This is a genomic window from Nitrospirillum amazonense (assembly GCF_029594735.1).
GTDB classification, from domain to species: domain Bacteria; phylum Pseudomonadota; class Alphaproteobacteria; order Azospirillales; family Azospirillaceae; genus Nitrospirillum; species Nitrospirillum amazonense.
This window is the reverse complement of record NZ_JARPAF010000019.1, coordinates 53,094-75,190: the sequence shown is the minus strand read 5'-3', so window position 1 is coordinate 75,190 and position 22,097 is coordinate 53,094. Positions and strand designations below refer to the sequence as shown.

At 59.5% G+C, this 22,097-nt stretch carries 27 protein-coding genes; 12 read left to right on the top strand and 15 right to left on the bottom strand.

Annotation, left to right across the window (positions count from 1 at the left end):
- Positions 1-212: 212 nt before the first annotated feature.
- From P5F91_RS29480 to P5F91_RS29440, 9 genes are all read right to left on the bottom strand, one after another.
- Positions 213-611: a hypothetical protein gene (locus tag P5F91_RS29480; RefSeq protein WP_277909092.1), complete on the bottom strand. Its 399-nt coding sequence runs from the start codon at positions 609-611 to the stop codon at positions 213-215.
- Between the two features lie 47 nt (positions 612-658).
- Entirely contained in the window at positions 659-907 is a 249-nt protein-coding gene (locus P5F91_RS29475) for a hypothetical protein (protein WP_277909091.1), read from the bottom strand.
- 606 nt (positions 908-1,513) lie between these two features.
- Complete coding sequence (locus tag P5F91_RS29470; RefSeq protein ID WP_277909090.1) at positions 1,514-1,903, bottom strand: hypothetical protein; 390 nt, start codon at positions 1,901-1,903, stop codon at positions 1,514-1,516.
- Between the two features lie 488 nt (positions 1,904-2,391).
- The gene (locus P5F91_RS29465; RefSeq protein WP_277909089.1) at positions 2,392-2,592 is read right to left on the bottom strand and encodes a hypothetical protein; all 201 of its coding nucleotides are present in this window, start codon (positions 2,590-2,592) and stop codon (positions 2,392-2,394) included.
- 36 nt (positions 2,593-2,628) lie between these two features.
- The gene (locus tag P5F91_RS29460) at positions 2,629-2,919 is read right to left on the bottom strand and encodes a hypothetical protein (protein ID WP_277909088.1); all 291 of its coding nucleotides are present in this window, start codon (positions 2,917-2,919) and stop codon (positions 2,629-2,631) included.
- 53 nt (positions 2,920-2,972) lie between these two features.
- On the bottom strand, positions 2,973-3,515 hold the full coding sequence (locus P5F91_RS29455; RefSeq protein ID WP_277909087.1) for a hypothetical protein: 543 nt from the start codon (positions 3,513-3,515) through the stop codon (positions 2,973-2,975).
- A 58-nt stretch (positions 3,516-3,573) separates the two neighbouring features.
- Entirely contained in the window at positions 3,574-3,726 is a 153-nt protein-coding gene (locus P5F91_RS29450) for a hypothetical protein (protein ID WP_277909086.1), read from the bottom strand.
- Positions 3,727-3,768: 42 nt separating this feature from the next.
- Entirely contained in the window at positions 3,769-4,065 is a 297-nt protein-coding gene (locus tag P5F91_RS29445) for a hypothetical protein (RefSeq protein ID WP_277909085.1), read from the bottom strand.
- 611 nt (positions 4,066-4,676) lie between these two features.
- Positions 4,677-4,922 carry a hypothetical protein gene (locus P5F91_RS29440; RefSeq protein WP_277909084.1) on the bottom strand — a complete coding sequence of 82 codons (246 nt, stop codon included), beginning with the start codon at positions 4,920-4,922 and terminating at the stop codon, positions 4,677-4,679.
- 186 nt (positions 4,923-5,108) lie between these two features.
- Between P5F91_RS29440 and P5F91_RS29435 the strand changes: the two genes are divergently transcribed.
- The 5 genes from P5F91_RS29435 to P5F91_RS29415 all read left to right on the top strand — a co-directional run bounded on the left by P5F91_RS29435 (position 5,109) and on the right by P5F91_RS29415 (position 10,483).
- Positions 5,109-5,771, top strand: coding sequence for a helix-turn-helix domain-containing protein (locus P5F91_RS29435; RefSeq protein WP_277909083.1), 663 nt, complete (start codon positions 5,109-5,111; stop codon positions 5,769-5,771).
- A gap of 988 nt (positions 5,772-6,759) precedes the next feature.
- A complete protein-coding gene (locus tag P5F91_RS29430) occupies positions 6,760-7,461 on the top strand; it encodes a hypothetical protein (RefSeq protein ID WP_277909082.1) in 702 nt (233 codons plus the stop codon).
- 80 nt (positions 7,462-7,541) lie between these two features.
- Complete coding sequence (locus P5F91_RS29425) at positions 7,542-7,724, top strand: hypothetical protein (protein ID WP_277909081.1); 183 nt, start codon at positions 7,542-7,544, stop codon at positions 7,722-7,724.
- 823 nt (positions 7,725-8,547) lie between these two features.
- Positions 8,548-9,525, top strand: coding sequence for a hypothetical protein (locus tag P5F91_RS29420; protein WP_277909080.1), 978 nt, complete (start codon positions 8,548-8,550; stop codon positions 9,523-9,525).
- 283 nt (positions 9,526-9,808) lie between these two features.
- A complete protein-coding gene (locus tag P5F91_RS29415; protein WP_277909079.1) occupies positions 9,809-10,483 on the top strand; it encodes a DUF6904 family protein in 675 nt (224 codons plus the stop codon).
- 129 nt (positions 10,484-10,612) lie between these two features.
- On the opposite strand, the gene P5F91_RS29410 is transcribed toward P5F91_RS29415, so the two are convergent.
- From P5F91_RS29410 to P5F91_RS29400, 3 genes are all read right to left on the bottom strand, one after another.
- Complete coding sequence (locus tag P5F91_RS29410) at positions 10,613-11,464, bottom strand: prohibitin family protein (RefSeq protein ID WP_277909078.1); 852 nt, start codon at positions 11,462-11,464, stop codon at positions 10,613-10,615.
- A gap of 113 nt (positions 11,465-11,577) precedes the next feature.
- Positions 11,578-12,195, bottom strand: a complete 618-nt coding sequence (locus tag P5F91_RS29405; protein ID WP_277909077.1) for a helix-turn-helix domain-containing protein — start codon at positions 12,193-12,195, stop codon at positions 11,578-11,580.
- A 71-nt stretch (positions 12,196-12,266) separates the two neighbouring features.
- Positions 12,267-13,262, bottom strand: coding sequence for a tetratricopeptide repeat protein (locus tag P5F91_RS29400; protein ID WP_277909076.1), 996 nt, complete (start codon positions 13,260-13,262; stop codon positions 12,267-12,269).
- Between the two features lie 719 nt (positions 13,263-13,981).
- On the opposite strand from P5F91_RS29400, the gene P5F91_RS29395 reads away from it, so the two are divergent.
- The 5 genes from P5F91_RS29395 (at position 13,982) to P5F91_RS29375 (ending at position 19,027) form a co-directional block, all read left to right on the top strand.
- Entirely contained in the window at positions 13,982-14,536 is a 555-nt protein-coding gene (locus P5F91_RS29395) for a phospholipase D-like domain-containing protein (RefSeq protein WP_277909075.1), read from the top strand.
- 9 nt (positions 14,537-14,545) lie between these two features.
- Positions 14,546-15,274: a hypothetical protein gene (locus P5F91_RS29390; RefSeq protein WP_277909074.1), complete on the top strand. Its 729-nt coding sequence runs from the start codon at positions 14,546-14,548 to the stop codon at positions 15,272-15,274.
- A 17-nt stretch (positions 15,275-15,291) separates the two neighbouring features.
- Positions 15,292-15,678 (top strand): hypothetical protein, encoded by a 387-nt coding sequence (locus P5F91_RS29385; RefSeq protein ID WP_277909073.1) that lies wholly within the window; start codon positions 15,292-15,294, stop codon positions 15,676-15,678.
- Positions 15,679-16,175: 497 nt separating this feature from the next.
- The gene (locus P5F91_RS29380; RefSeq protein ID WP_277909072.1) at positions 16,176-17,804 is read left to right on the top strand and encodes a hypothetical protein; all 1,629 of its coding nucleotides are present in this window, start codon (positions 16,176-16,178) and stop codon (positions 17,802-17,804) included.
- A gap of 890 nt (positions 17,805-18,694) precedes the next feature.
- On the top strand, positions 18,695-19,027 hold the full coding sequence (locus P5F91_RS29375; protein ID WP_277909071.1) for a hypothetical protein: 333 nt from the start codon (positions 18,695-18,697) through the stop codon (positions 19,025-19,027).
- 875 nt (positions 19,028-19,902) lie between these two features.
- Here the strand turns inward: P5F91_RS29375 and P5F91_RS29370 are convergent.
- The 3 genes from P5F91_RS29370 to P5F91_RS29360 all read right to left on the bottom strand — a co-directional run bounded on the left by P5F91_RS29370 (position 19,903) and on the right by P5F91_RS29360 (position 20,811).
- On the bottom strand, positions 19,903-20,247 hold the full coding sequence (locus P5F91_RS29370; protein ID WP_277909070.1) for a type II toxin-antitoxin system PemK/MazF family toxin: 345 nt from the start codon (positions 20,245-20,247) through the stop codon (positions 19,903-19,905).
- Positions 20,234-20,446, bottom strand: a complete 213-nt coding sequence (locus P5F91_RS29365; protein ID WP_277909069.1) for an AbrB/MazE/SpoVT family DNA-binding domain-containing protein — start codon at positions 20,444-20,446, stop codon at positions 20,234-20,236. The genes P5F91_RS29370 and P5F91_RS29365 overlap by 14 nt, the downstream gene beginning before the upstream one ends.
- 116 nt (positions 20,447-20,562) lie before the next feature.
- Positions 20,563-20,811, bottom strand: coding sequence for a hypothetical protein (locus tag P5F91_RS29360; protein WP_277909068.1), 249 nt, complete (start codon positions 20,809-20,811; stop codon positions 20,563-20,565).
- Positions 20,812-21,442: 631 nt separating this feature from the next.
- On the opposite strand from P5F91_RS29360, the gene P5F91_RS29355 reads away from it, so the two are divergent.
- On the top strand, positions 21,443-21,751 hold the full coding sequence (locus P5F91_RS29355; protein ID WP_277909067.1) for a helix-turn-helix domain-containing protein: 309 nt from the start codon (positions 21,443-21,445) through the stop codon (positions 21,749-21,751).
- Between the two features lie 38 nt (positions 21,752-21,789).
- Positions 21,790-22,053 carry a DUF982 domain-containing protein gene (locus P5F91_RS29970; protein ID WP_422394508.1) on the top strand — a complete coding sequence of 88 codons (264 nt, stop codon included), beginning with the start codon at positions 21,790-21,792 and terminating at the stop codon, positions 22,051-22,053.
- Positions 22,054-22,097 lie beyond the last annotated feature (44 nt).

The window sequence follows — 22,097 nt, the reverse complement described above, 5'->3', positions numbered from 1 at the left end:
ATCCACCAGGGTGCCGGAGCTGATCGCCCTAAGGGCGGTGGTGCATATGTCGCGGTAGCGGTTTCTACGAGATTTCGATGTGCCCTTCAGGTGGCCATCATACTCAGCGGTCGCGGCGTGGCAGGAGGCGAGATATAGGGCAATGTCCTTCCATTCTTGCTCTGACATGATCGAGATGGCTCCGAGGAGGGGATGGGACTACGGCACGCCGGTTAAAGGGTGCCTGCGCGCAAGGCTTTCAACTTCACTCTCATATCTTCAGCGATCTCGTCTGCTTGCCGGAGCATGGTTGCCTCCGCCGCCCGCAGTTCCCCTGCGATGACATTGATCATGCCGCCGGTGGCCGCCGCTGCGTCAGCGCGGAACAGGTGCCGATACTGATCAACAATCAGGCGGGCTCGCGCTTCCGCCCAGTCCCTGGGCGCCGCTGCAGGGGCCGCCGCCGTTCCTTCGTCGAACACCTGGGCGGTATGATCGATATTCTGCCGGTGCCGCCTCGCTGCCGCATCCTTGAGGGCCTGGATATGGATCAGCGGCAACTCTACCTGGAAGTCACGAGCGACTTGAAGCAGTTGGGTTGCCAGCGGGTCGGTGGAGATGTCGTCGCCCATTTCGCTCTCGGGGGAATTGTTCCGGGCGGAAGGTTCAGGAGGATCGCTTACGTCGGCGAAGAGGTGGGGCAAAGATAGGCGTACAGTCGCCGGTATTTTTCCATTTCGCCGGCGATATTCACGCCCAGCCATCCAGGCCCCCAGATGACGGTTTCGTCATTGGGCGGCCGCGGTAAATCGACGGCTCCAGCTTCTACTGCATAGCCCTGCCAGAAACGTCCAGCCGCATCTCCGTTGGGCGTTGGAGGCGGCGATGCCAGGCAGGCATCATAAAGGCGTTTTTGTGCACTGTACATTGAGGACCTCGGGGCTGTGTCAGGACAGTTAAGTGCCATGCTGCTTGCACAGCGCTTCGTTGGTGTCGGCCCACCAGACCTTTAACAGCACCCGATCAAGGTACCGGATTTCCCAAGAGTCAAAGGGTGATGGAAAATTGCAGACGGATAGATCCACGGTTGGAATAGGATCACGGGACTGCCGTCATCGGGGGAAAAAATCCAACCACCCGTCCCGTGCTCCTGACGGAAGTTGCGGGCATTTTGAGCAGTGTCGAAGGTGCCGCGGTAGTCCGGGGCGACCATGAGATCAAAAGCGTTTTCGTCTTTGGGTCGGTTCATAGCGGGTCACTTAAGTCATGGGTTGCAGCAGCTGCTGCAACCCTGCCAAGTGGCGAACTGGGACGGGTGTGGAGGGGGTGTGCCGGCGAGGGGAGCAGGGTTGCGCCGAAGGGGGCCTTGGCCCCTACGCGGCGCGGCCCTGGTGCCCTTTTAGGCGGCACGCCAGGAGGTGGGGCCGGAACAGGCCCCAGTCTCCCGGCCCCGGCAGGGGCGGGAAACCCATTAGGCGCTACCTTAACCCGATACCGGCCCATTTGAATCCTGCGCTGGCTTGGCGGTCGGTGATCATGGGGGCGCACCTGGCATCTTGGGGGGATGGCCGCGAAGGATACTGGTGGTACCCTTACGCCTGAGCAGGTCGGCCGCCCGCTCGCGGGCGTTGATGATTTTCGGGTCAGCGGAGTCACGTAACTTATGCACCAGCACGCGGAGCATCATCTCGAAGTCGGACGCGGCCGGCAGCGGCAGTGACGGCAGCCCGGCGCCGTCGCGGATGTCGTTGTTATGGGCGATGGCTGCGGCGGGGCCATGCTCGCGCCAGTGCGTCTCGCACAGGGCCGTAGCCGTGTAGGGCGCCAAGTTGGCCGCATCCTCGTCCCCGATGGAAAGGAAGATCAGCGCGAAGGCTTCGCTGCCGGTGCCGCAGAAGTCGCAAGGACGGGTGGTTGGATTCATGAAGTGGGAACCTAGCTGGAGACTTTCGGGAGGGGTCAGGTGCCATGCTGTTTGCATAGCGTTTCGGTGTTGTCCGCCCACCAGCATCCGCAGGCGCACGCCCTCTCCATTGTGCAACCGCACACGCGGCACCGGCCAGGTGTTGCGGGCGCGGTCGTATCGATCGGCGCCGCGTCGAGATGTAGGAATGTCTGCTGCAGTTCGATGAGCCGGTCGTAGACCAGGGCGACATCTGGACAGGACGTGAACCGGATGGTCGGGGCGCCTCCGCGATGCTCAACCGCGGCTTCAATCACGCCGCGGCCGGTCGCGATCACGACCTTGTCGCCAAGGGGCGATGGAAGAGGGGCCAGATATCGGCCGATAAGCCGGGCGGTATGTGCCCGGGGGCCAACATAGACTGGGGTGACAAGCTGCCCGGCTGCATCGGGAGGCACTGGTGTGATGGTGAACAAGGCGTGCTCCTACAGGTGGCATATTCAGGGCAGTTAGGACTTGTCTTCGGCGCGGGCAGCGGCGATTGCGCGCTCGGCCCACTGGCGCTGTTCTCTTTGGCGAGGTGTGTCGGGCTGCATGGAAAGCCACCCGACGATACGCTCAGCGACTGCAAGGCCCACCTCAATGCCTGCAGAATAGCGCTGGTCACCGAAGCGTTGGATGGCGGCCGTAAGCTCTTGTTCGGGATCCAAGGTGAGCAACTCCAGGGGAGGGGGCTTTGGTGACAATTACATCGCAGGTGACGCCGGCGTCGCGTGGGCGGGGTCCTTTACGACTGCGCGGACGCCGCTCCAGGCCGGTGTCAGCGCCTTGATATTGGTGGGGGTGTTTTCCACCAATTCGGTTGACTTGATTTCACCTCCCATATCTTCCTCGTCATCCTTGACGACGCCTTGGACCCCATCAAGGTCCTCCAGACAGGCGGCGTAGCTTATCGCTTTTTCCGCGGTCGGAGCATCGACGTAGAGCGTGAAGGTCTGGCGAATTTCCTGGGTGGCGACGATTTTGAAGATGGGCATGGCTGCTCCTCCGGTCGGAATGCTCGAGGCTGAGCTGGGGTTTGCGGGACTGGTTAGTCATCTTCGTCTTCCTCGTCAGATTCCTCGAAACCGTCGTCGCCGCTCTCGATAGCGTCGTTGATAGCTTGGTCGAACATCTCGTGGACAAGTGTCGTGCCGTCTTCCTTTTCGCGTAGGAGGGCGCGGAGAATAGACTTGCTGGCCTCAGCCTTGTCCTTGATGAGGTAGTCGTTAAATGCTTCGCTGCAGATTGACGACAGCGTGGTGACACCAACGGTGATGGTGATCAGGCCATTCAGTTCGGTGACTGTCAGCTCTGCATCATAGGTGTCGCCGCTCAGGGCCATGACAGGAGGCAATTGTAGGTGGGCTCGCCAAGCAGCCACAATCGCCATCAGTTTGGGAAGGTCCTCATCGCTACGGAGGATCACTGTGCCGCTGGCTCGGATGTGTGCCTGCAACTCCACGGCGGTCGCTTCAGGGATGTGATGAAGGTGGGTGGTCGCCCACAGTGCTTCGGTTTTATCAGCGGGCGGCGGCGGATTGGCGCGGATGGCCTCAGCGGCAGCGGCTAAGGTGGAATGATCGAAAAGCATTTATGAGTTCCCTGTAGGCGTTGCAAGATCAGCCATTGGGGCTGGGGCTGTGGGCGGGTCAGGCGTCATCGTCATCCTGATCGGCTTGGCTTTGCCAGCCGTCATTCCAGGTAAGATAATCATCGGTGCCCAAGTCGTAAGGGTTGGCCGTTTCCGGCTGCCCAGCGATACAAGCATCGGCGCCTTCGGCAAAAGGATCATGGTTGGGCATGGTAGTTACGGTTTTTTTGAGGGATTTTCCTTACGGAAATCATCACGGGGGCGTCAGGTGAAGCATGCGTCGATACTTCGCCGCTGTTTCCCGGTGCCGCAGCGTGTCAAGCCGGGTCATGACAGCGCCCAATCCCAAGCCAACCGGAACGAGAACCAGGACCAGAGTCTGCGATAGGCTGAGCGATGGGCCTCGCTCCGCAATGAGGAGGTAGTCGAAGACCAGAGTGCCGATCATGGCGACCACTGCCGCCCAAGTGGCTCTGCTGTTGCTCCGGGCCCGGCTATCAGCCCGGTTCGCGTCGACCGAGAAGTCATTGGAAGCGATGGGTTCGGTCATAGGTCGTTACCTAGAATGATTATGCAGCGGGAGTTTTCGAGCCAATCATTTGGTTGACGGTTGAACAACGTCGACCGTGTTGGACGGAGGTGCATCCTGTGGCATGCCGTTGTGCGGCAAAGCAGGTGCGGGATCAGGGGCAACGTCGGACGCTTCCCGTAGGATCTGAGGCGCAAATTGACGGAAGGTTTCGGAGACAATGCGGTCAGCATGCGCGCCAGGCCGGCGCCAATGAACCCGCTCTTGACGTCGGGCCGTGGGCGCTTCTACTGCGATGACGAAGCGGAGTAAGCCGGCGATCTCCAGGTACATCGCCCCAACGCGAGGAGCAGTGGTCAACATGCCGTGTCCTTCCATGGTGAGGGCGATTGTCGGAATTTGGTGAGCTTTGCGGGGGTCGAACCCGCCTCTCCACAGTCCCGGTGTCCTTGCTAGACGACCGCCAAGCTGGCGGGCAGGGCCGACCTGCGTTTCCGGCGTCGTGGTATCCTCCCTATAGACGATCAGCTCTTAGATGGATGTCGGGGGCTTGTGAATATGCGACGCACCATTAACCTGCTCCGCCGCGCCCCGCAGAGCACAATCCTTGGCGATCCGAGATTTCGCTACCGTTAGGCCGCTGCCTTGGCGGCGGCGTCGCGATCCATGCGCAGAAGCTCAGCGTTCATCCAATTCTCGTACCACTCGACCGTCACAATTCTTACGTATCTGCGCAACTCCATCGTCGTCAGCCCGAAATCTCGAAGGCGCGCCATGTCAGTCTTCAACGGCGCGGCTTGATCAAAGGTCAGGATATCGCCCTCGCTCAGTTGGTGAGGCCAGGGGCGGGCGTTGGGAGTTTTGCGGTAGTCGGCCATGGCGGAGTCTCTGCTGGGTGCTCGTTACTGATGAATTGAACTATGGCATATTCTATGATATACCGCAAGACGAATAGAATGTGCGGCTTCAAATTTTCTGGACGGTTGAGCATGGTTGAGCCTCGGGATCACGGATATGTAAGGACCTGGAAGTCTGGGCCACCACTGTCAGAACAGATGTCCGCGATGCGGGACGCTGGCCTAGACGTCTCCGACGAATATGCCCCGATCTATATTGATGACGTCGCCAAGATGCGCCGGCAGGACCCGGAGGCTCTGGAGCATCGGGCCTATTTAGTGCGCGACCTGCGGGACGGAGACCGGGTGACGGTGTCACACGTAGCCGTGCTGGCCCTATCCATCACAGATTTTGTCGGGCTGTTGTCGGCCCTTGCGAGGTGGCCTGGGACTGGGGCGCCGCGCCAGGTCACTTTGCGTGAGTGGTCATCTCAACGGGTATGGCCTCTTACCGATCTATCTATGGCGCTGGAGTGCCAACAGGAATTCCTGAAGCAGAAGGCGCGGTTTCAATCCGCCGCCGGCCGACGCAGCGTGAAAAACCCCGGCCCTAAGCCCAAGATGGCGGGGGATGCTTTGACCCAAGCAGCCGAGCGGTGGTTGCGCGAGGATGGCGGCTCCGTCGCGGATATCGCCCGAGAGGCAGGCGTCAGTACAGATACGATCAATCGGAACATGCGCGGGCTTTTCGGCTGCGCTAGGCCTGCGGCCCATGCCAAGATCATCAAGGGTGAGATCATCCCGGCCGTCGAGCTTGATCGTATCCGTAAGTTGGGCCAGCGACGCGAGAATGGGCGTCGGACCAAGAGCTTGGTCCCACCCCGAAAGTGACCACGAGTACGCAACGCGAATGGCGCGACCAGTAGATAAATATGGCCGGAGAAAATCGAATGTCACCTTTCAACAATATGCTTATTGTCATATTTCTACTGTTTCTAACTGCCGCACCTGTTGGATGTGTCGCATCAAATTACAGCTTGTTCAAAGCTCCTTCACCAAAGGAGGATGTGCAGAAGGTTGGCCGAGTTCTGTCAGTAGATGTTGATCGAGGGTTCTTTACGGATCATAGCGCGGTGAGAACGGAAACCGGCGTATTTCAGATCGACGCAATCGTATCATTTGCGGGCGAAAGAGACGCGACTATTGTGACCAGAATGGAGGCTACTATTGATGCGGATAATGACCCGTTATCATCGTGGTTTACCCATAAGCATAACGCTGTATATCGCGAAATCGGTCGTGAACTGTGCGTTCCGCAAGGGGCCTCCGACCGTTGCTGGCCTTTGCAGAGCTAATTTCGTGCGGGTAATCTAGGTCAGCGGCGAACCGCGTGACCCACGAGACCGAAAGACCTGAGGTGATGGAGAAGCGGATGGGCAGGGCGGTCCTGTTCCGAATTCGGAATGCACCCTATCCTGCGAAGCGGCTCCACGCTGATCTGGTCCACCGCCGGCGCGGGGACCCTGCTGCACAAGCCCCCGGCGGGGGCGCGGAAGCTGGGCGGCCGGCCGGTTGACCCTGCGCCCGAATATCATCCCGCCCACCAGCGACCACCAGGTCGCTGGTGACTAGCCCGCGGCGATGAGCCCTTTTTTTACCCTTGTCGACGGCGCACGTCGAAGATTACGTAGCTGATTCCGGATCGGTATCAGGTTGAGGTTACTGCGGTCGCCGTGGCAGAGTTGCGAGTTGTGCCGCGAGCGACGATTTTTATGGCATGCGGCGCCGGTAAGACAACGGATGTGGCCAAATTCTACAGCTGCATGGAATAATTCATGAAAATGGCCGGATAGATGAAACGGTCCATAGATGAGGAACGATGATGCGAAATGTTTCCGGTATGGTTGTAGTCGGCGCGATTGCAGTGGCCTTTGCTGGCTGTAAAAAAACCGATGTCGTAGTCCCACTTTCTCGTGGGCACAATGCCTATGCGATAACAAAACAAGCAGCCAACATCGTGCATCTAGCTGACGATTTAATTCAACGATCTCGGACTATCACACCGACGTCCGAAGATAAATTTATTGTTGATCGCTGCCAATACGCCCAGGCAATTTACGCAAATTGCATGGACCATGCTTTGTCAGAATATCGCGAATATATTGCGTCCTTTAAAAGCGGACCACCCGATGTTCAGCTACAGAAATGCCAATCCCCCTACGATTATAGGCAATGTTATTTCATGGAGCCGTTTATTATCGATGAGAATTTGCAAATTTATGTCCATACCCCGTCAGGTAAAGACGTCAAGATTTTCTCCGAATTACCGGATGAGAAGAAGACTGCGGGGGAATACCTGGGGACTCTTAAACTTTACTATCAGTTCGTCGCCAAAGGCCCCTGGCAAGAGAGCCTTGAGGACATGCTGATCCGCGAGAATAATCGCCTGAAGGCCTTGGGTGTGACAACCGAAAGCGAACGCGAGGATGCGGCACTGAAGGACGCCGTTGCCGCCGTGCAAATGACTGCCGGCGTGGTCACAAGCGGCCAGAACCCTGCACTAACCAAGAACCGCCAGTAACCGATCCAGGCGCCAGCAAGCGAGGCAGCATTTTGTGCTGGTGAGCGCCGCCGCGCCGGTCGAGAGCTAGGAGTGTGAGGATGTTCGACCTGAACCATGAGGGGTGGCTAGAGACTGTCCCAGCCCACGTACTGCCGTTTGTGGCGCCGGCGATGGCGGCGTGGAATGCAGGCGCTGACGAATTCAACCAGTGGTCCGAGCTTGGCTGGGACGAGCGTGACGATCTGGTCCGCCAGGCTGCAGAGCGGACCATGTCTGGATAATGAACCCTTTGCGAAAGGAAGCCGATCACAAGATAATTTATTTATGAATTTATTAAATTGGAGAATACGCCATGCCTAAAACTTTGCTTGAAAAATACGCGAACGTAATGGTCATCGGAGGGATGCTCCTTTCTGGAATTGTATATTATTGCACAGACAGTGTTTTATTGGCTATTTGCGCGGGATATATACCAGCGACGATTATCATTTGCGTTGCAATGAATAGTGCTGATCGCTGACCAGACAAAGTCAGCGCCCCCCGTGTGACCTCAGCTGATGGAGAAGCGAATGGGGTGGGCGTTCCAGTTCCGAATTCGGAAGGCCCCTATACTGCAAAGCGGCTCCGCGCAGCCCTGGTCCACCGCCGGCGCGGGGACCCGGCTGCACAGGCTCCCCGGGGGGCGCGGAAGCTGGTCGGCCGGTCGGTTGACCTTGCACACAAATAGCATTAGCCCCACCAGCGACCATCAAGTCGCTGGTGACTAGCTTCGCGGCAGTGAGCCATTTTTCCTTTCAGACGGCCGCAATCCGAAAATCAGCAAGTAAATCCCGGATCTACACACCATCGAGCTAAGAGCTAAATGCGCCCTGTAAGAACATACAGGGCGACGTTGTTGGCCATTCAAGCGATATTGGCGGCCAACTCTTTTGATTGCAGGATTGGGAATATTTGCAACGACAATTCGTCGCTCTGGCTGTCATGGCGGCGCTCACAAGGTTAAGGAGAGCCGGAGTTGACCGCGGGACCGCGGGACCGACGTTTACTCAACCTTCCGCCTTAGCCCTATTAGGCTCGCGCAATCTCACGGGAAGCAAGGGAACCATGTCAAACAACAGAATGCCTCTCAGGCTATCAGACCTGTTCATGCCGGCCCAGCCTCAGAATCCGGCCAACGAAGCAAACATCGACCCACACATCCGAGATTTGGTTTATAGACTTAATCGATTGCCAGGGGTTCAAACCCTTTATTCGTGCCAAGGGCATCGGAACAAGACCACCATTGGCGCCTTTGTTATGTTCTCCGCCCCGGCATGGTTTGCCCATCGCTTGGCGACATGGCTCGACACTTCTGTCAACCCCCATATTCCCACACACTACGTCTGGGGCCTTGATGGTCGATGGCAAATGACCGCGCCTCACCCGCGATGGTTTTGGATCCTTGCCACCAATGATATTCGCATACCCGGCGGACTAATCTTTCGTCGCCATTCTCGGAAGAAATTGGACGGCGACTTTAGCCATCTAGCGGATATCTGCGAGCAAATCTCGTCAGCAGGACCGACAGGGAACCCATTCTCGTCTCATCCAACCCTCTCTCGCCTTTTCGAGCGAAGTCAAGCCGACGCTATTGGCGAGGCGGATATCGAAGGTAACTGGGTTACGTCTGAACGGATTCGCGCGGAACTTCTTGGCTCTTCCTTGGTCATCCGGCTCCCACACGGTTACCCAGTAGCCGTGCTCGACGGAATGTTGGTTCCTGAGGTCATGACAACAACCTCGATGCTCGATGCCGCTGGTGCCGAGGCGTATCTCGCAGGCGTCTGCATCGGGATGCAAGTATCGATCATGGGGGGGAATAAAGACGTGATCCAGGTCTCCGCAACCGACGCTCGTCCACTGGAAGCTGGTGGGATGGAACACTGGGGTCCCATCAATCCTGGACCCTTGACGGAAGGCCCAATTTACCCCGGAACAGAGCCCGGTGGCACCACTGGTCAATTCCATGTTTCCTTGGACCAATTTCCTCTGGAGGTGAACTGCCAGGCTGACGTTGATCCCCAGGATGCTGACAGGTTCTAAGATAGTGAACAACAGACACGTCCCACCGCCCCCGCCGCCATAGAGTCGTTCAGGATTAAGTGGGAAATCGAGGGAAGGGCGCTGTCCGCGCCACATGTCTTGTCCCATAAGTTACCAGGTTGAAGCAGCCGCCTGACCATCCATTTAGCCCATGCCTTGCCAAAGACCCTTCATCGCCATGCCGGTACTAAGGCTTACCAGAACGCGATAGCGCCTGCGTCATCGCCATGGTCTACCCAGATCCGGGGGCCTCCGCCCGTACCTCCAACCTCGGTGATTTGCTATGCTGACAGCCAATCCCACTTCCAAGCTCGGCGGCCTGGTACTGTGGGGCGATTATGATGATCTCTCCGCCCATTACGATCTCGTTCACCAAGTATGTGGACAGGACGGCCCTCTGCCTTATGACGTGGGGGAGTTTGTCCTTGGTCTCGCTTACGACCTGCGGAAAGCCAAAGAAGGACAGCGCCTGACCCGCGAGGTGCAACGTCTTGGCGGGGATAGCAAACGTCTCTACGGTGTCGAGATCGTCTGGACCTTCCTCCTTCCGCAGGTGGCCATCTTGCGGGGAGCGGCGGCCTTTATGGTTTTGACCTCCCGCGATCAAGCCATGATGTGGGAGCTGGAGGCTGCAGTCGAGGAAGCCGCCGAGGAGGGTTTCGGCACCGACATCGGGCGCGCGGTGATCGACAGGATGCGGCGATTGAGATCAGGGCCCTGGCCCGACCTCATCGAAAAGAGCAAGACCCGATCCGCCTATTTTCTCGACCGGAGCGGCAAAGCTGCCCGGAAGAGCAGCATCGTCCCCGTGATGGACAGCATGAACCCCATGTACGAGGCAAACGCCTCGCTGGGGATGAATAAGGTCGCGATAGCTGAGGGCCGCATGATTGACCCAAAGGATTTCAAGACTTACACCGAAATCCATGAGGAGGTATGTGCGGGTGCGAAACTTTAGCCGGACAGTAAGAGAGTCAAAAAGAGGTGACAGTGGGTCAAAGCTTAGAACGACAAGGTGAAGCGATGTAGGCGGCCTAGTTCTCTACAGGATGAGAACTAGGCCGGTTGGAATGTATGTGGCAGGGGGTCACTTCAACTGGACGAAGGGGGTAGAACCACCGGGAACCATGGTGGTGGGGAGCACACCGTTCCAGCGTTCGGCGGCCGTCAAGGAGACTAGGGCAGGATTGTCGCGCAACGCTTGACCACGGGCGGCGATGGCAGCTGCTTCGGCGTCACCTCGCAATTTGATTGCTTTCGCTTCAGCTTCAGCTTCAGCGATCTTGGCGTCGGCTTGGCCCTTGGCTTGAGTCACGACGATCTGGGCTTGGACTTGCTCTCGGGCAGCATTCTGCTGGAGTTTGGCAACCTCCACCTCAGCCAGCATCCGCTGTTCGATGCTGTGTTCATACGCATCGGAAAAATCGATGTTCTGCAGGTTGACCGCTTCGACGACGATGCCCGGTGTCTTGATCTCCTGCTGGGCCCGTTCCATCAGGTCGTGGCCCAGACGGGTTCGGTCCTGGACGATGCTGACAGCGCTGTATTGGCCGAAGATTTCCTTGAAAGCAGCTTCGCTCTGGGGAAGCACGATGCGGGCACGAATGGCCGTACCGAATTGCCTGTAGAGGTCCAGTGCAGTGTCGGGATCGATACGGGTCTGGATGGAAATGTGGGCATCGACGGGCTGCTGATCTTTGCTGTAGGCCTGCAGCTTGTCCCAGTTATCAATTTCAGACTGCACCGAAAGACGAACAACATCTTGGAAAATAGGGATTTTCAGATGGAGCCCAGGGCCCAGCACCTTCGTGGCGGCACCGTTGGTGCGGAGGATCCCCACTGATCCAGTGGGAACGGTTACCCACGCCCTTACCAGCAGAACGAGCCCGATGAGGAGCGCAGAGCCATAGCGATAGAGGGGGGTGAGATTGAAGTTCATGGTGATTTTCCTATGATGCGACCGACTAACGTCAGCCGCAGTTTTGGGGCGGCAATTCACCTTGGCGAACGAAGGCCGGAGGCCAGGGGAAAAACTCCGTGTGCTGTGGGTCACTAGGGTGAGGGGCTTCCGGGAAGCACTGCACCGGCTTTGGCCCTGCGATTTGGTTTGATAGCGCTGTACATGTCGGCCGGGTCCCAGGCGGCACCGCGGCGGCGGCGGGCGGGAGACTGCGCCATCTCGGTCCGAGGTTGTGGCGCCGGCAGGGAGGGGGAGGGCTCCACAACTGTCGTTGCCGTGGTTTCGGAGATTACCGCTCCATCCACCACCGCGCGGAGCAGGCCTGCGATGGCTTCGCTCACATGAGCCGGCGCGTTGCGCCAGGCTCGGAGGAGATCCAGGTCTCGGCGGCTAAGAAGCGATGGGCTATCCTCGGGTGCGCAGCTGGTGGTCGCTTTGGCCGCCGGGGCGCCTTCGATTTGCATGTCGTCGAAGAAAAAGGTGAGGGGCACGTCGAGGATTTCGGCCAGACGGAAGAGCCGGCCGGCCGAGACACGGTTGGAGCCGCGTTCGTACTTCTGCACCTGCTGAAAGGTGATGCCCAGGGCACGGGCCACCTGGCTCTGGCTTATGCCCATCAGGCCGCGGCGAAGCCGAATGCGACTGGCGATATGAAGTTCAACCTTGTCCTCGAACAGGACCACGGCTGTGTTGGCACTCTTTCGGGGCATGCTCATTACTCCAAGGAAAGAAGTGAATTTTTTGATCGCGCTATCGGTTTGACGCGGCGGGATAAGTCAAATCACCAGCTGCCATCAGAGTCGGAGCTGCCGCTGTCGAATGAATCAGATGAGGCGTCATGGTCAGATGCACCGCCCCAGCCGCCGGGGGCTTCATGCTCGTCATCGTCCGGCTGTTCTTCATCATCTCCCGGCTCATCGTGCTCCTGGTCCGCAGCCGCACGGGCGCCGTGATGTGCAGGCTCCAAGTCGGTGTAGTGGGCGCCATTCGACGCTCCGCGAATTTGGTCGTCCCGGCGCCAGGTAGGCTGATCCACGATGACGGTTTCATGGATCACAGTGGTGTCGTGGTGTCCCTCCATAATCGATGCGGCGAACATGCCAGCCAGGAACCCGTCGTCGTGGTTGTTGATGATGACGGGGCTGGCGGCCGGCGGCGGAGCGACTGCTTGGTAGTCCGGCAGCACTGGACTGGGACTGGGGGCGGCGGCCGCTGGGGCGTAGCCATGTGGTGGCGGTGAAGGGGGTGGAGGAGGCGCAGGAGAGGGCGAGGACGCTTCTTGGTGGATGGGCTTGTCCTGGCCACCATTCTCAAGCCGGCGCATGACCAGCCACAGAACAAAGGCGGCAAGGGCCAGACCTCCAACGATTTCGGATATGAGCACCCAGTCTGGCTGTTGTTGAGTGGGCGGCGCCGGGGCGATCGACGCCGTGTTGCCCGAGTTGTCCGGGCGGCTCATCTGGCGTTCGCGACCAAGGCGCTCTTCAAAGGCGGCGGCTGTGCTCGCAAACCTCAATGAGGGGTCGATGCTGGACGCGAGTTCCAGTTCGGCAACTGCTTCGGCGTGCCGCCCCTCCATGCCGAGGACCTCACCGAGATCGTAGTGGGCTCGGGCGCTATCGCCATGGGCCCTTATGACCTGTCGCAGAAGACTCTCGGCCTCCGGCAGGTGTCCGGAGTGCACGGCGCGGGTGACCTCTTTGGGGCTAGGTTCCGCATGGGCGAGCCCCGTGAGGAGAATGGGGACGACCAAGGCGGCCACGAGAATGCGTTTCATTGGGTTTCCTGGATGAAGGAGGTTTCGTTCTGCGTAAAAGGCGGTATTGAGCGTGGGATTCGCCGAACAGGTCGCGCGGAATGGGATAGACAACGAATACGGGTATCCACAGCTCTGACAACCTGTAGAAACCAACAGTGCAAATCGCGTAATAGGCGGGCTATATTGGCGGTGAAGTACCGCGTGGATTGCTGTTCGGGAGTCCCCACCAGGGCCTGAGTCTCCCCTGACGGGTCCTGCATTCGTACATTTGCATCTGAATTGGCGATGTCTCTTCCCCGTCATCGGCAATTCATGCGCCAACCGTGCTGGCCCGGCGCCAGCCAGGCTGGGGGATGTGCTATGGCGTGAAGGTCAGCCGCCCTTCCAAGAAAGGTGCTCCTGGAAGCCGGCAGCACCACGGAAGCGGAGGGGGGCTCCCTAACCGAATAACATCAGGCCCACCAGCGACTAACAGGTCGCTGGTGACTAGCCTGGCGGCGATGAGCCCTTTTTCTTTTCGGATGGCCGCCATTCGAAAAATAGCAAGCAAATACCGGATCTTCACGCCATCGAGCTAAGAGCTAAATGCAACCTGTATGAACATACAGGGCGATGTTATTGGCCATTCAAGCGATATTGATGGGCAACACTTTTGATCTGCCAGAGTGGAAATATTTGGACGACATTCGTCGCTCTGTCTGTCATGGCGGCGACCGCAATGTTAAGGAGAGCTGGAGATGACCACATTGCGCACGCTCTTACTTTTGGTCATCCTCCTTGGCCTTGTTCCAGTCGTGGGGGCGTCGGCGGGCCAGGTTGCAAGTGTGTGTTTCGAACCGGGGGGGGCCTGCGAAGACGTCATCGTGCACGAAATCACTGGCGCGAGGCGCCAAGTTCTGGTCCAGGCCTTCAGTTTCACCTCGCGGCCGATCGGCTCAGCGTTGGTGGCGGCCTGGCGGAGGGGCGTGGATGTTCGTCTTATCGTTGATGGCGAGCAGTATGCCCAGCATGGCGCAGAGGCGCAGTGGTGCGCGCGACAGGGGGTGACTGTCGCCATAGATGCTCCACCCGGCCGATACGCTCATGCGCACGACAAGGTGATGATTATCGATGGCACGCGGGTCATCACGGGCAGTTACAACCCGACTGCTCATGCCAGCGACGTGAACGTGGAGAACCTGGTGGTGTTGGACGGCGCCGACGTTGCCAGCCAGTACGTGAAGCACTTCTCAGAGCGGGCCCGCGTGTCCCAGCCCATAGCGCCGACTGATCGCGTACAGACCTCAAGGTAATCGATGGCCATGGAACGTCCAGAGGAAGTCATGCGCGGCAAGGAACTTGCCCGCTTCAGGGATCGGGAAGGCTTTTCCGCCGTCATCATGTCAGGAGCCGTACAAATTGACGGTCGCGTGACCGATAAGCCGCGTAGGTCCGCAGATCGTCAAGGCACAAAATTCATTGTCGCTCCTAGTGGCAGAACTGTGTTGTCAGGCTGGTGGTGCGATCGGCCTGAAGCTGAATGGGCTATCCCGGGTTGGCTTTGGCGCCTAATGCCTTTACGCGCCCGCGCTATGATGGAAGCCAGGCAGCAAGGCACGGCCTACGATCCGCTTTATGCGCAATTCGCTGAGCTGGAGAATGCCCCCCTGCTGGAACGGCTTCCGTTTATTGCGCCTGATGAAGCGTCGCGGAGCGAGGTCGATACTGACGATCCAACTATACAAGCCATTGCCATCATGGTCATGAGCGAATGCCTGCAGAGCACCGCGCAGGCGCTTAAAGAGCGGGGCTTGGGGGAGCAAGAAGCTGTTGAGTACATGGAGCTTGCTCTCGTCGCCGCTTGGTATGGGCGCCCGCTGCCCGCGCATCTCGATATGATGCATGGCGTCGCGTCCAACTTGCGTCTTCTTGGGTCCAGACTCGATGATGCTGTTAATCGTTCACGCGCAGCCTTCAGCGCTGGATGGAACGGTAGTTTTTTTGAAGGCAGAACCGTCGAAGTGGACGCCTTGTATGGTAATTGGCCATAACGGAATGGGTGGTCTGGATGCCGTCGCTGATACGTCAAGATGTACCCACGTCGGTGGAAATCGCCATCAGTACTGGAAAGCGCAAAAGCGAGGCGTTCCGCCATGTGATCGTGTCCGTGGTCAATGTGGGCCAGGTCGATGCGGCGTGCCGGTTCGTCGTCGCGCCGCCCGCCGGACAGACGTTTCATCCTTGCTCGCTTGGGATTTCTCAAACGGCGCACGTCGATTGGGATGATTTCTCAACGGGTGTTCCAGGTCATAGGGGGTTCACTGTATCCAGCCTGCGGCCAGGCCAGACCATTTGGATCGAGTTACATCTTCAGGTGCCGGAGGCGATCGAGACTACGCCAGTCCTATCCCAGCCCTTGGCTGCGGTGAAGGCAGCAGGTGACGCCGTCCTCTGACAGCAGACCGCCTCCCGTCTGCCGCCGTCCAGAAGCCACCGGGAACGGGTGAAGGACTGGGCGCAATTTGACTGCGAGACAAGGAAGCTATGGGAGTGGCGTTCCTATTCCGAATTCGGAATTCACCCCATCCGGCTAAGCGGCCCCACAGCGACCTGGTCAACTGACCGGCGCGGGGACACAGCTGCAGAAGCCCGAGTTTTGCGGCACGGAAGCTGGGCGGACGGACGGTTGACGTTACTCCCGAGTAGCATGCCGCCCACCTACCCGCCCAAGGAAGCAGGTGACTAGCCTCGCGGCAATGAGCCCAAAATTTCTTGGTTATGGCACCATGTCCAAGATCGGCATGTGCGGTCCTGGTCGGCGCCATGGTGAGACAAGCGCGGCCGCCGCGGCTGAACTGCGAGACATAATTTCCGTTGATGCGCGCCAGGGGTGTCCGTATATTGACGGACATGGGACGGCGCTGCCGCCCAGGTTTGACGGGAGACCGCAATATGTCGCAATCACCGCAAAATCTTATCATTACGGGCACCGGGCGTGATGAGGTCGTTCTGGGCACACGTCTGTCTGGTCTAACCGTCGCAAAAACCACGTCTACATCTCAGAAATTGCAGATCATTGCCCCGGCCAGCCTGGGGTTTGCACCTGCCCTGTGGGCCGAGGCGATGCGTCATGGCCTCCAGGTCAAAGGGGACGGACGTATTGTCATCGAAGAGGCGATAAAGGACCCTGCGGCCGTCATTGCCGTCTTAGACAGTGCTTGCGCCGAAGGGCACCGCGGCGGGATAAACCCCGGCTCCTATGCTGGCGTGTACACGGTCCAGCACAGCACAGATGCTTGGGAATACATCGTAACCACCACCCCGGCGGGTCGGACTGCGCTTAAGCGCATTGGTACCTGGACCGGCTTGGAGGGGAGTTTCACGGTGCCTTTCGAGCGGGGAGATGAGCTTGCCGCTTGCCTGGAGCGTGCCGAAACGTCGTTGATGAAAACCACGTCCACCACTGTGGTGCTGCCCAAGGTACCAGGCCTGAGCGTCAGCGTGGTGGGGGCGGAGATCCACGTAGCCTGGCCCGGCTCAGACGAAGCAGCGGAAATCCTGCGCGGGGTTCGCTCGATGCGGTGGGACAAGGCGGCGCGGCGATATGTGGTCCTCGCCCGCTACTCAAAGAGCCTTGGGCAAGCCTTGGAAAAAATCGCTGTAATCCGCCAGAGGCTGGACGAACAGGGTCAGGATCGCCGCGTCGCCGAGGCGGCGCGCCGGCAGGTGGAGTTGGAGGCACGGGCTCAGAAAATAGCCACTGATCGGGCTGAGGTCGCGGAGCGCATGAAGACGCGAGTGCAGGTGCGGTGTGACAAAGCGCCTGCGATCGGGGGGCTTGTCCCTTGGTGGGGTGGTACCTTTCGGGCTGTGGAGAGTTACGGGGCGAGCTGGGTTGAGAAGGAGACGGGCCACACCGTCATGTACGCCTACACCCGTGAGGCCTCGCCCGAGGAAGTTGCTCGCCATTTGGCCGCCCTTGACGCCGCTCCGAAGACAGGCACTGTGACTGTGCCTGCGGAACAGGCGCGCCCAGTGGGAACGACGTGGCGGCTGCGCGACGGCATGGCTGTGGTCACCACCGGCCTGTCCCTCCCGTGGTATATCGATGCCAGCCGCGACGACGGTGTTACCTCGCTATATTCCTCCGCACTATGGGATCGACATGTCGTGGCGGTGGACTGGCGCGAGGCCACACCCGCCGAAGCGGCGGCGCTGGGAGCAAGTGAAACGGTCGAAGCGTCGCGCAATGCCGTCCTAATCGCGGCCGAGGAAATCGCCGTCCGCATCGAAACGCAGGGTTCATCCCCGGTCAAGGTGGAGCGTCCATTTGCGGGTGAGGTCTTGGCCCAGCGAGTAGGGGGGCTGCTACATGGCTACGGGGAATGGATGGTGCTGGGGGATGATGGGTTGGTGTGGATGATCACCTACAAGGGTGGCGATGGTGATACCTGGGGCAGCTATAATCTTGGGGAAAACACCCGGGGAATATGCGCTACCGTCAGTTCACAGGAAGTCGAGTTATTGCGTGAGGCTGCGGCATTGCGCGGCCACAACCCTTATCGGAAAGTATGGCCATGACCCTTGACTGCGACACTCTGCGGAGAGCTGGCCAGTTGCTGCTCGGCCCGGAATGGCAGCGCGCGTTGGCAAGGGTTCTCGGGCCACATCATCCTGATGGCCCCAGGGAGTCCCTCGACCCGCGCCTTGTGCAGCGGTGGGCGGCCCAGGAGCGACCTGTTCCAGTCTGGGTGGGGCCGGTTTTGGGTGCTTTGCTTTCCGAAGAAGCAGTGAGGGCGGACGCTCGCATCGTTGAAATGCGATCGCTTGCTGAGCGGTTGCAGAAGGGCTTGGGCGATGATCGTTGTTGAGGATTGGGCGATTTATCCTGGCTATATGCCCGGGTTGCCGGACGTAGTGTTGTTGCGACGGCCCGCGACCCTTCGTTCAGGATCATTGCTGGATGGTCAGTACGCCGTACAGGTGTGCGAGACCCCTGAGGAGTTGCTGCTTGTTAAGGAGTGGGCTCGGCAACCGGCCGCCGTGCGCGATCTGGGGAACGGCCGTCAGGGGATCGACTTGCGAGGACCTCTAGGACAGGCAAGGGATGAACCTACCGTTTGGCTCGCAGGCTATATGCCACCGCGCCCTGGATGGCCCTGGCTTGCCGTCAGCCGACTGCCTCGGCCTACGAGCGGCTACGCCCGAGGCCATTATGGCATAGATTCATTCACGGCTGAGACGAAGTGGATGGATCATTTAAGTCGCCTGCGTCGACGGGCACCAGGCTGCCCCGTACGGGTACCCGATCAGCGGACGCGATCCTGATCAAGCCATAGGAGCTTCGCGGGGCGTGCCCCTCGATCAGGAAAGAGAGTGGTGAACCTGGTCGCCAGTTTCCGGCCGATGAGCGGAGACCGAGGCGCACGGTGGTCTATATTGGCCCTTCCGGCTTGGTTGAGGTGAGGACGATGATGTTGGATTTCGAGCAGGTTGATCTGGCTGTGCCACAGGGACCCGAAATTTTGAGTGACGGGGTGTCGGTCTGGGTCAATGCGCCTACGGGTGAGTGCATCGCGCGTTTTGGTCGGGGCGGCGTCGACGTCCATCGTACTGTCGCTGATCAGGTGGCCGGCATGCCGGAGTGCCTGGCCTGCACTCACCATCGTCCAGATGCCGCGGCCTGGGCGATGTTCGTGCGAGAAACGGCAAGGCATCATGGGGTCGTGATAGCGGATAAACACACCCCGAGATGGATTACCGGTGCCGCTACGGTATCTGTCGGCGAGCGGTCCAGGGAGTGAGGGGGCTATGTCGAATTGGACTTTCTCTGTGCGGCAGGATGGGCTGACGGTGGCGAGCGGCTCGGCGCCGACGGAAGATGCCTGCCGGCGGGAGGCTGGGCACTATGCGGCGATGTATGGTCAGGACGGACCGCTGGCGGTGCTTGTAAGACGAACGCGTGGGACGATGGCAAAGCCGCGCCAAGCTAGGAGTAAGGCCACCGTTATCGACTGCTAGTCTGGCGGAACGATGGCAATGGATGAAAGGAGAAAATGTGTAATGACGACAAGAACGCAAATCCCACGTCTAGGCCCTGTTCAGCAGCAAGCGCTTAATAATTTACAGAACGCGCCAGCTGGAACTTGGACGCCCGGTATTGAACTGCTTGGGCCAAATCGCTCGTGGGGACAACACGCTCAAGTCTTGGAAACACTGCATGAGAAGGGGCTTGTCGATCGGGTGCCAGATCCGAAACCAGGTGCCTGTGCCCATGATTATATAATCAACGATAACGGTAGGAGCGCGGCAGCGGCCATTCAACAAAGGCAAGCGGAAGCGGCTGAGAAGCAGAGACTTGCTGCCGAACGATTTAGGCAGGAATGGGCGGCGAAGAATAAGGGATAGTTGAAGCCTGCGCTGCGCGACTGGCGTTGGGATGGTCCAGCTGCTGCTCGCCGGCGTCGGCTGCCGCCCTATGCCAGCTGGGCGGCATGGACGGGGGCGCTCACACCGTTCACCCGCCCGTTGTGATTTCAAGGGAGCCTGGCCCGAAAGGGGTCGCAGAAATCTGCTGGGACCCCCGAGGCATTCCTCGGGGCCCCTCGCCTTGCACATAATTGGGCGGCGGTTTGTCGCCTTCCGGTTCCGATTGCGCAGCCACCTGGCCATAGGAGCATTAGGTCGGCCGCGCCAGTTCAAGCGTGAGGTGTCGTGCCACGTCGGCGCGATCCAGTGCAGGTAAGCTCCCGATGCGCTCCGCTTCCTTTGCCTCGATCGTCGCAATTTTGGCGGTGCGAACCACTGATTCAGCGGGTAGACCCGCCTGGGCCAGGTCCGACACAGCCACGTCGCTCGGCCAGGCACGGTTGGCGGCGCTCGTGACCATCAGCACCCACAGTAATCCATGCTCTTGCTGGATGCCGCCCGCTGCGACGACGACGGCTGGTCTGCGTTCTCGTACTGGACGATCGGTGTAGGGAAAGGGGACCTTGACGATGTCCCACCTTTCAAAGCCCGGCATAGGCCCTCCGATCTGCTTCGCTGTTCCATTCGCTGAAGGTGACGAATGGGTCCTCACGGTCCTTGGTTGCGCGGGTCAGAAGCACCCGGTCGCCATCGATGGCGTAGGCGATCTCGTCTCCCTCTCTCAGGTGCAACGCCGCGCGAACCGCTTGGGGGATCGTTGTCTGTGCCTTGCTGGTCAACTTGCTGGTGATCACGGTGTCCTCCGGTCAAGGAATGTTCTCGCGAGGAAGGTAAGGAAAATCCTTTCTGTGTTCAAGGTACCCCTCCGGGATGGTGGTCGAGGTTGGGCGCCGTGTTGGGCTGGTTCCCATCAGGTGAGCGTGATGCGCCCGTCGTCCTGATAGTCGAAACGGAAAGTCCGCTGTTCGTTGTCCACCCAGGAGTGGCCACGGCTGGGTCGGGGCGATGCCGCCTGCAGTCCGTGCTCCCGGTGGTATTTGCCGAGTGCCCAGGCCTCCCAGCAGCGTGAAGAATACAGGTGGGGGGCCTTGGCATCTGGCGCAGCGTTGAAGCCGTCCCCAAACGCCTTTTGCAGTTCCGGGGAAACGATACGGGCCATGGTGTTGTCCTTCCTGGTCATGGGTTGCAGCAGCTGCTGCAACCCTGCCAAGTGGCGAACTGGGTCGGGAGTGGAGGGGGTGTGCCGGCGAGGGGAGCAGGGTTGCGCCGAAGGGGGCCTTGGCCCCTACGCGGCGCGGCCCTGGTGCCCTTTTAGGCGGCACGCCAGGAGGTGGGGCCGGAACAGGCCCCAGTCTCCCGGCCCCGGCAGGGGCTGGCAGGTTGACCGCCACCTTTGGCCAGGATCGGACATTACCGGGAGCGCGGGTACATTTCCGGGCCATATATGCTTGCCGGTGGTGAGCCGGACGACCGCCCGTTAAATCGTGGCGATTGCGGCCTGCTGAGGCCGAATTCTGCAAGTCACCCCCAGCAAAAGGCCACCCTATTCTGGTTTACCGTGGCGCGGGAGAGGCACCAGCCTCAACGCCAGGGATACCGAAGTTGGGCGCCTGGCTGGTCTAGCCTGTGCGCATCCTCATTCAACCCGTCCACCCGCGACCAGAATTTATCCTGACCTGTTAGGTACCGGGCTGGCGGTATCCGCAGTAGGGGCGGGGAAGGGGGCCTTGAAAAGTAGCCCAAAAGAACCATATGATGCAAAAAGTCTATTCAGAGATTGGAGGCTTAGAATGCTACAGAGTGAGCAGATCATCGCGGCGAGAGCGCTTCTGGAGTGGTCGCAGGCGGACTTTGCGGAGCACTCCGGCATTGGTCTTGCTACCATCAAAAGGATCGAAGCCAAGGCTGGCACTATTGAGGTGAGCGACACAACGCTCGCCGCGATTTACAGGGCATTCGAATTCAAAAATGTCGAGTTCATCAATGATCCTGGGGTCGGGGTGATTCGGCATCCGGCCGATGCGGACTTTGGGATCGTCACCGACCCGCGCGCTCCGGGCGGAGTTCGGCGCGCTTATGCGCGACGGGATGTTCGCTAGCGGCCAAGGCTGAACGACTGAGCGACAGGCGAGTGGCCATGATGACTAGGCACTGGTTCAAGGCGGCACCAATATGGGAGACGCCGGCGATAAGCCGGCGGGTGACCAGTGTGGAGGAAGCACTCCGCTGCCTGATGGAACTTTGGCCGGACGAACACCGCGCCTCTGCTACATACGAGGCTGCTATCGACGCGTGCGAGGAAGCAATTTCAGCGGCGGGGACTGTGGAGGTGGCGCGGGATGCATTCGTCGCCGCGGCTGATGAAGCGGGGATCCTGGATGACAGGGGGGCGCCGTCATGAAGGGGTTATTTGGAGGTGGCGAACATGGCTCATGAGCATCTGCA

Excerpts from the sequence above, each read along its gene's own strand:
- P5F91_RS29480 (WP_277909092.1), bottom strand. The coding sequence starts at position 611 with ATGGGCGACGACATCTCCACCGACCCGCTGGCAACCCAACTGCTTCAA.
- P5F91_RS29475 (WP_277909091.1), bottom strand. The coding sequence starts at position 907 with ATGTACAGTGCACAAAAACGCCTTTATGATGCCTGCCTGGCATCGCCG.
- P5F91_RS29470 (WP_277909090.1), bottom strand. The coding sequence starts at position 1,903 with ATGAATCCAACCACCCGTCCTTGCGACTTCTGCGGCACCGGCAGCGAA.
- P5F91_RS29460 (WP_277909088.1), bottom strand. The coding sequence starts at position 2,919 with ATGCCCATCTTCAAAATCGTCGCCACCCAGGAAATTCGCCAGACCTTC.
- P5F91_RS29455 (WP_277909087.1), bottom strand. The coding sequence starts at position 3,515 with ATGCTTTTCGATCATTCCACCTTAGCCGCTGCCGCTGAGGCCATCCGC.
- P5F91_RS29450 (WP_277909086.1), bottom strand. The coding sequence starts at position 3,726 with ATGCCCAACCATGATCCTTTTGCCGAAGGCGCCGATGCTTGTATCGCT.
- P5F91_RS29445 (WP_277909085.1), bottom strand. The coding sequence starts at position 4,065 with ATGACCGAACCCATCGCTTCCAATGACTTCTCGGTCGACGCGAACCGG.
- P5F91_RS29440 (WP_277909084.1), bottom strand. The coding sequence starts at position 4,922 with ATGGCCGACTACCGCAAAACTCCCAACGCCCGCCCCTGGCCTCACCAA.
- P5F91_RS29435 (WP_277909083.1), top strand. The coding sequence starts at position 5,109 with ATGCGGGACGCTGGCCTAGACGTCTCCGACGAATATGCCCCGATCTAT.
- P5F91_RS29430 (WP_277909082.1), top strand. The coding sequence starts at position 6,760 with ATGATGCGAAATGTTTCCGGTATGGTTGTAGTCGGCGCGATTGCAGTG.
- P5F91_RS29425 (WP_277909081.1), top strand. The coding sequence starts at position 7,542 with ATGTTCGACCTGAACCATGAGGGGTGGCTAGAGACTGTCCCAGCCCAC.
- P5F91_RS29420 (WP_277909080.1), top strand. The coding sequence starts at position 8,548 with ATGTCAAACAACAGAATGCCTCTCAGGCTATCAGACCTGTTCATGCCG.
- P5F91_RS29415 (WP_277909079.1), top strand. The coding sequence starts at position 9,809 with ATGCTGACAGCCAATCCCACTTCCAAGCTCGGCGGCCTGGTACTGTGG.
- P5F91_RS29410 (WP_277909078.1), bottom strand. The coding sequence starts at position 11,464 with ATGAACTTCAATCTCACCCCCCTCTATCGCTATGGCTCTGCGCTCCTC.
- P5F91_RS29405 (WP_277909077.1), bottom strand. The coding sequence starts at position 12,195 with ATGCCCCGAAAGAGTGCCAACACAGCCGTGGTCCTGTTCGAGGACAAG.
- P5F91_RS29400 (WP_277909076.1), bottom strand. The coding sequence starts at position 13,262 with ATGAAACGCATTCTCGTGGCCGCCTTGGTCGTCCCCATTCTCCTCACG.
- P5F91_RS29395 (WP_277909075.1), top strand. The coding sequence starts at position 13,982 with ATGACCACATTGCGCACGCTCTTACTTTTGGTCATCCTCCTTGGCCTT.
- P5F91_RS29390 (WP_277909074.1), top strand. The coding sequence starts at position 14,546 with ATGGAACGTCCAGAGGAAGTCATGCGCGGCAAGGAACTTGCCCGCTTC.
- P5F91_RS29385 (WP_277909073.1), top strand. The coding sequence starts at position 15,292 with ATGCCGTCGCTGATACGTCAAGATGTACCCACGTCGGTGGAAATCGCC.
- P5F91_RS29380 (WP_277909072.1), top strand. The coding sequence starts at position 16,176 with ATGTCGCAATCACCGCAAAATCTTATCATTACGGGCACCGGGCGTGAT.
- P5F91_RS29375 (WP_277909071.1), top strand. The coding sequence starts at position 18,695 with ATGATGTTGGATTTCGAGCAGGTTGATCTGGCTGTGCCACAGGGACCC.
- P5F91_RS29370 (WP_277909070.1), bottom strand. The coding sequence starts at position 20,247 with ATGCCGGGCTTTGAAAGGTGGGACATCGTCAAGGTCCCCTTTCCCTAC.
- P5F91_RS29360 (WP_277909068.1), bottom strand. The coding sequence starts at position 20,811 with ATGGCCCGTATCGTTTCCCCGGAACTGCAAAAGGCGTTTGGGGACGGC.
- P5F91_RS29355 (WP_277909067.1), top strand. The coding sequence starts at position 21,443 with ATGCTACAGAGTGAGCAGATCATCGCGGCGAGAGCGCTTCTGGAGTGG.
- P5F91_RS29970 (WP_422394508.1), top strand. The coding sequence starts at position 21,790 with ATGATGACTAGGCACTGGTTCAAGGCGGCACCAATATGGGAGACGCCG.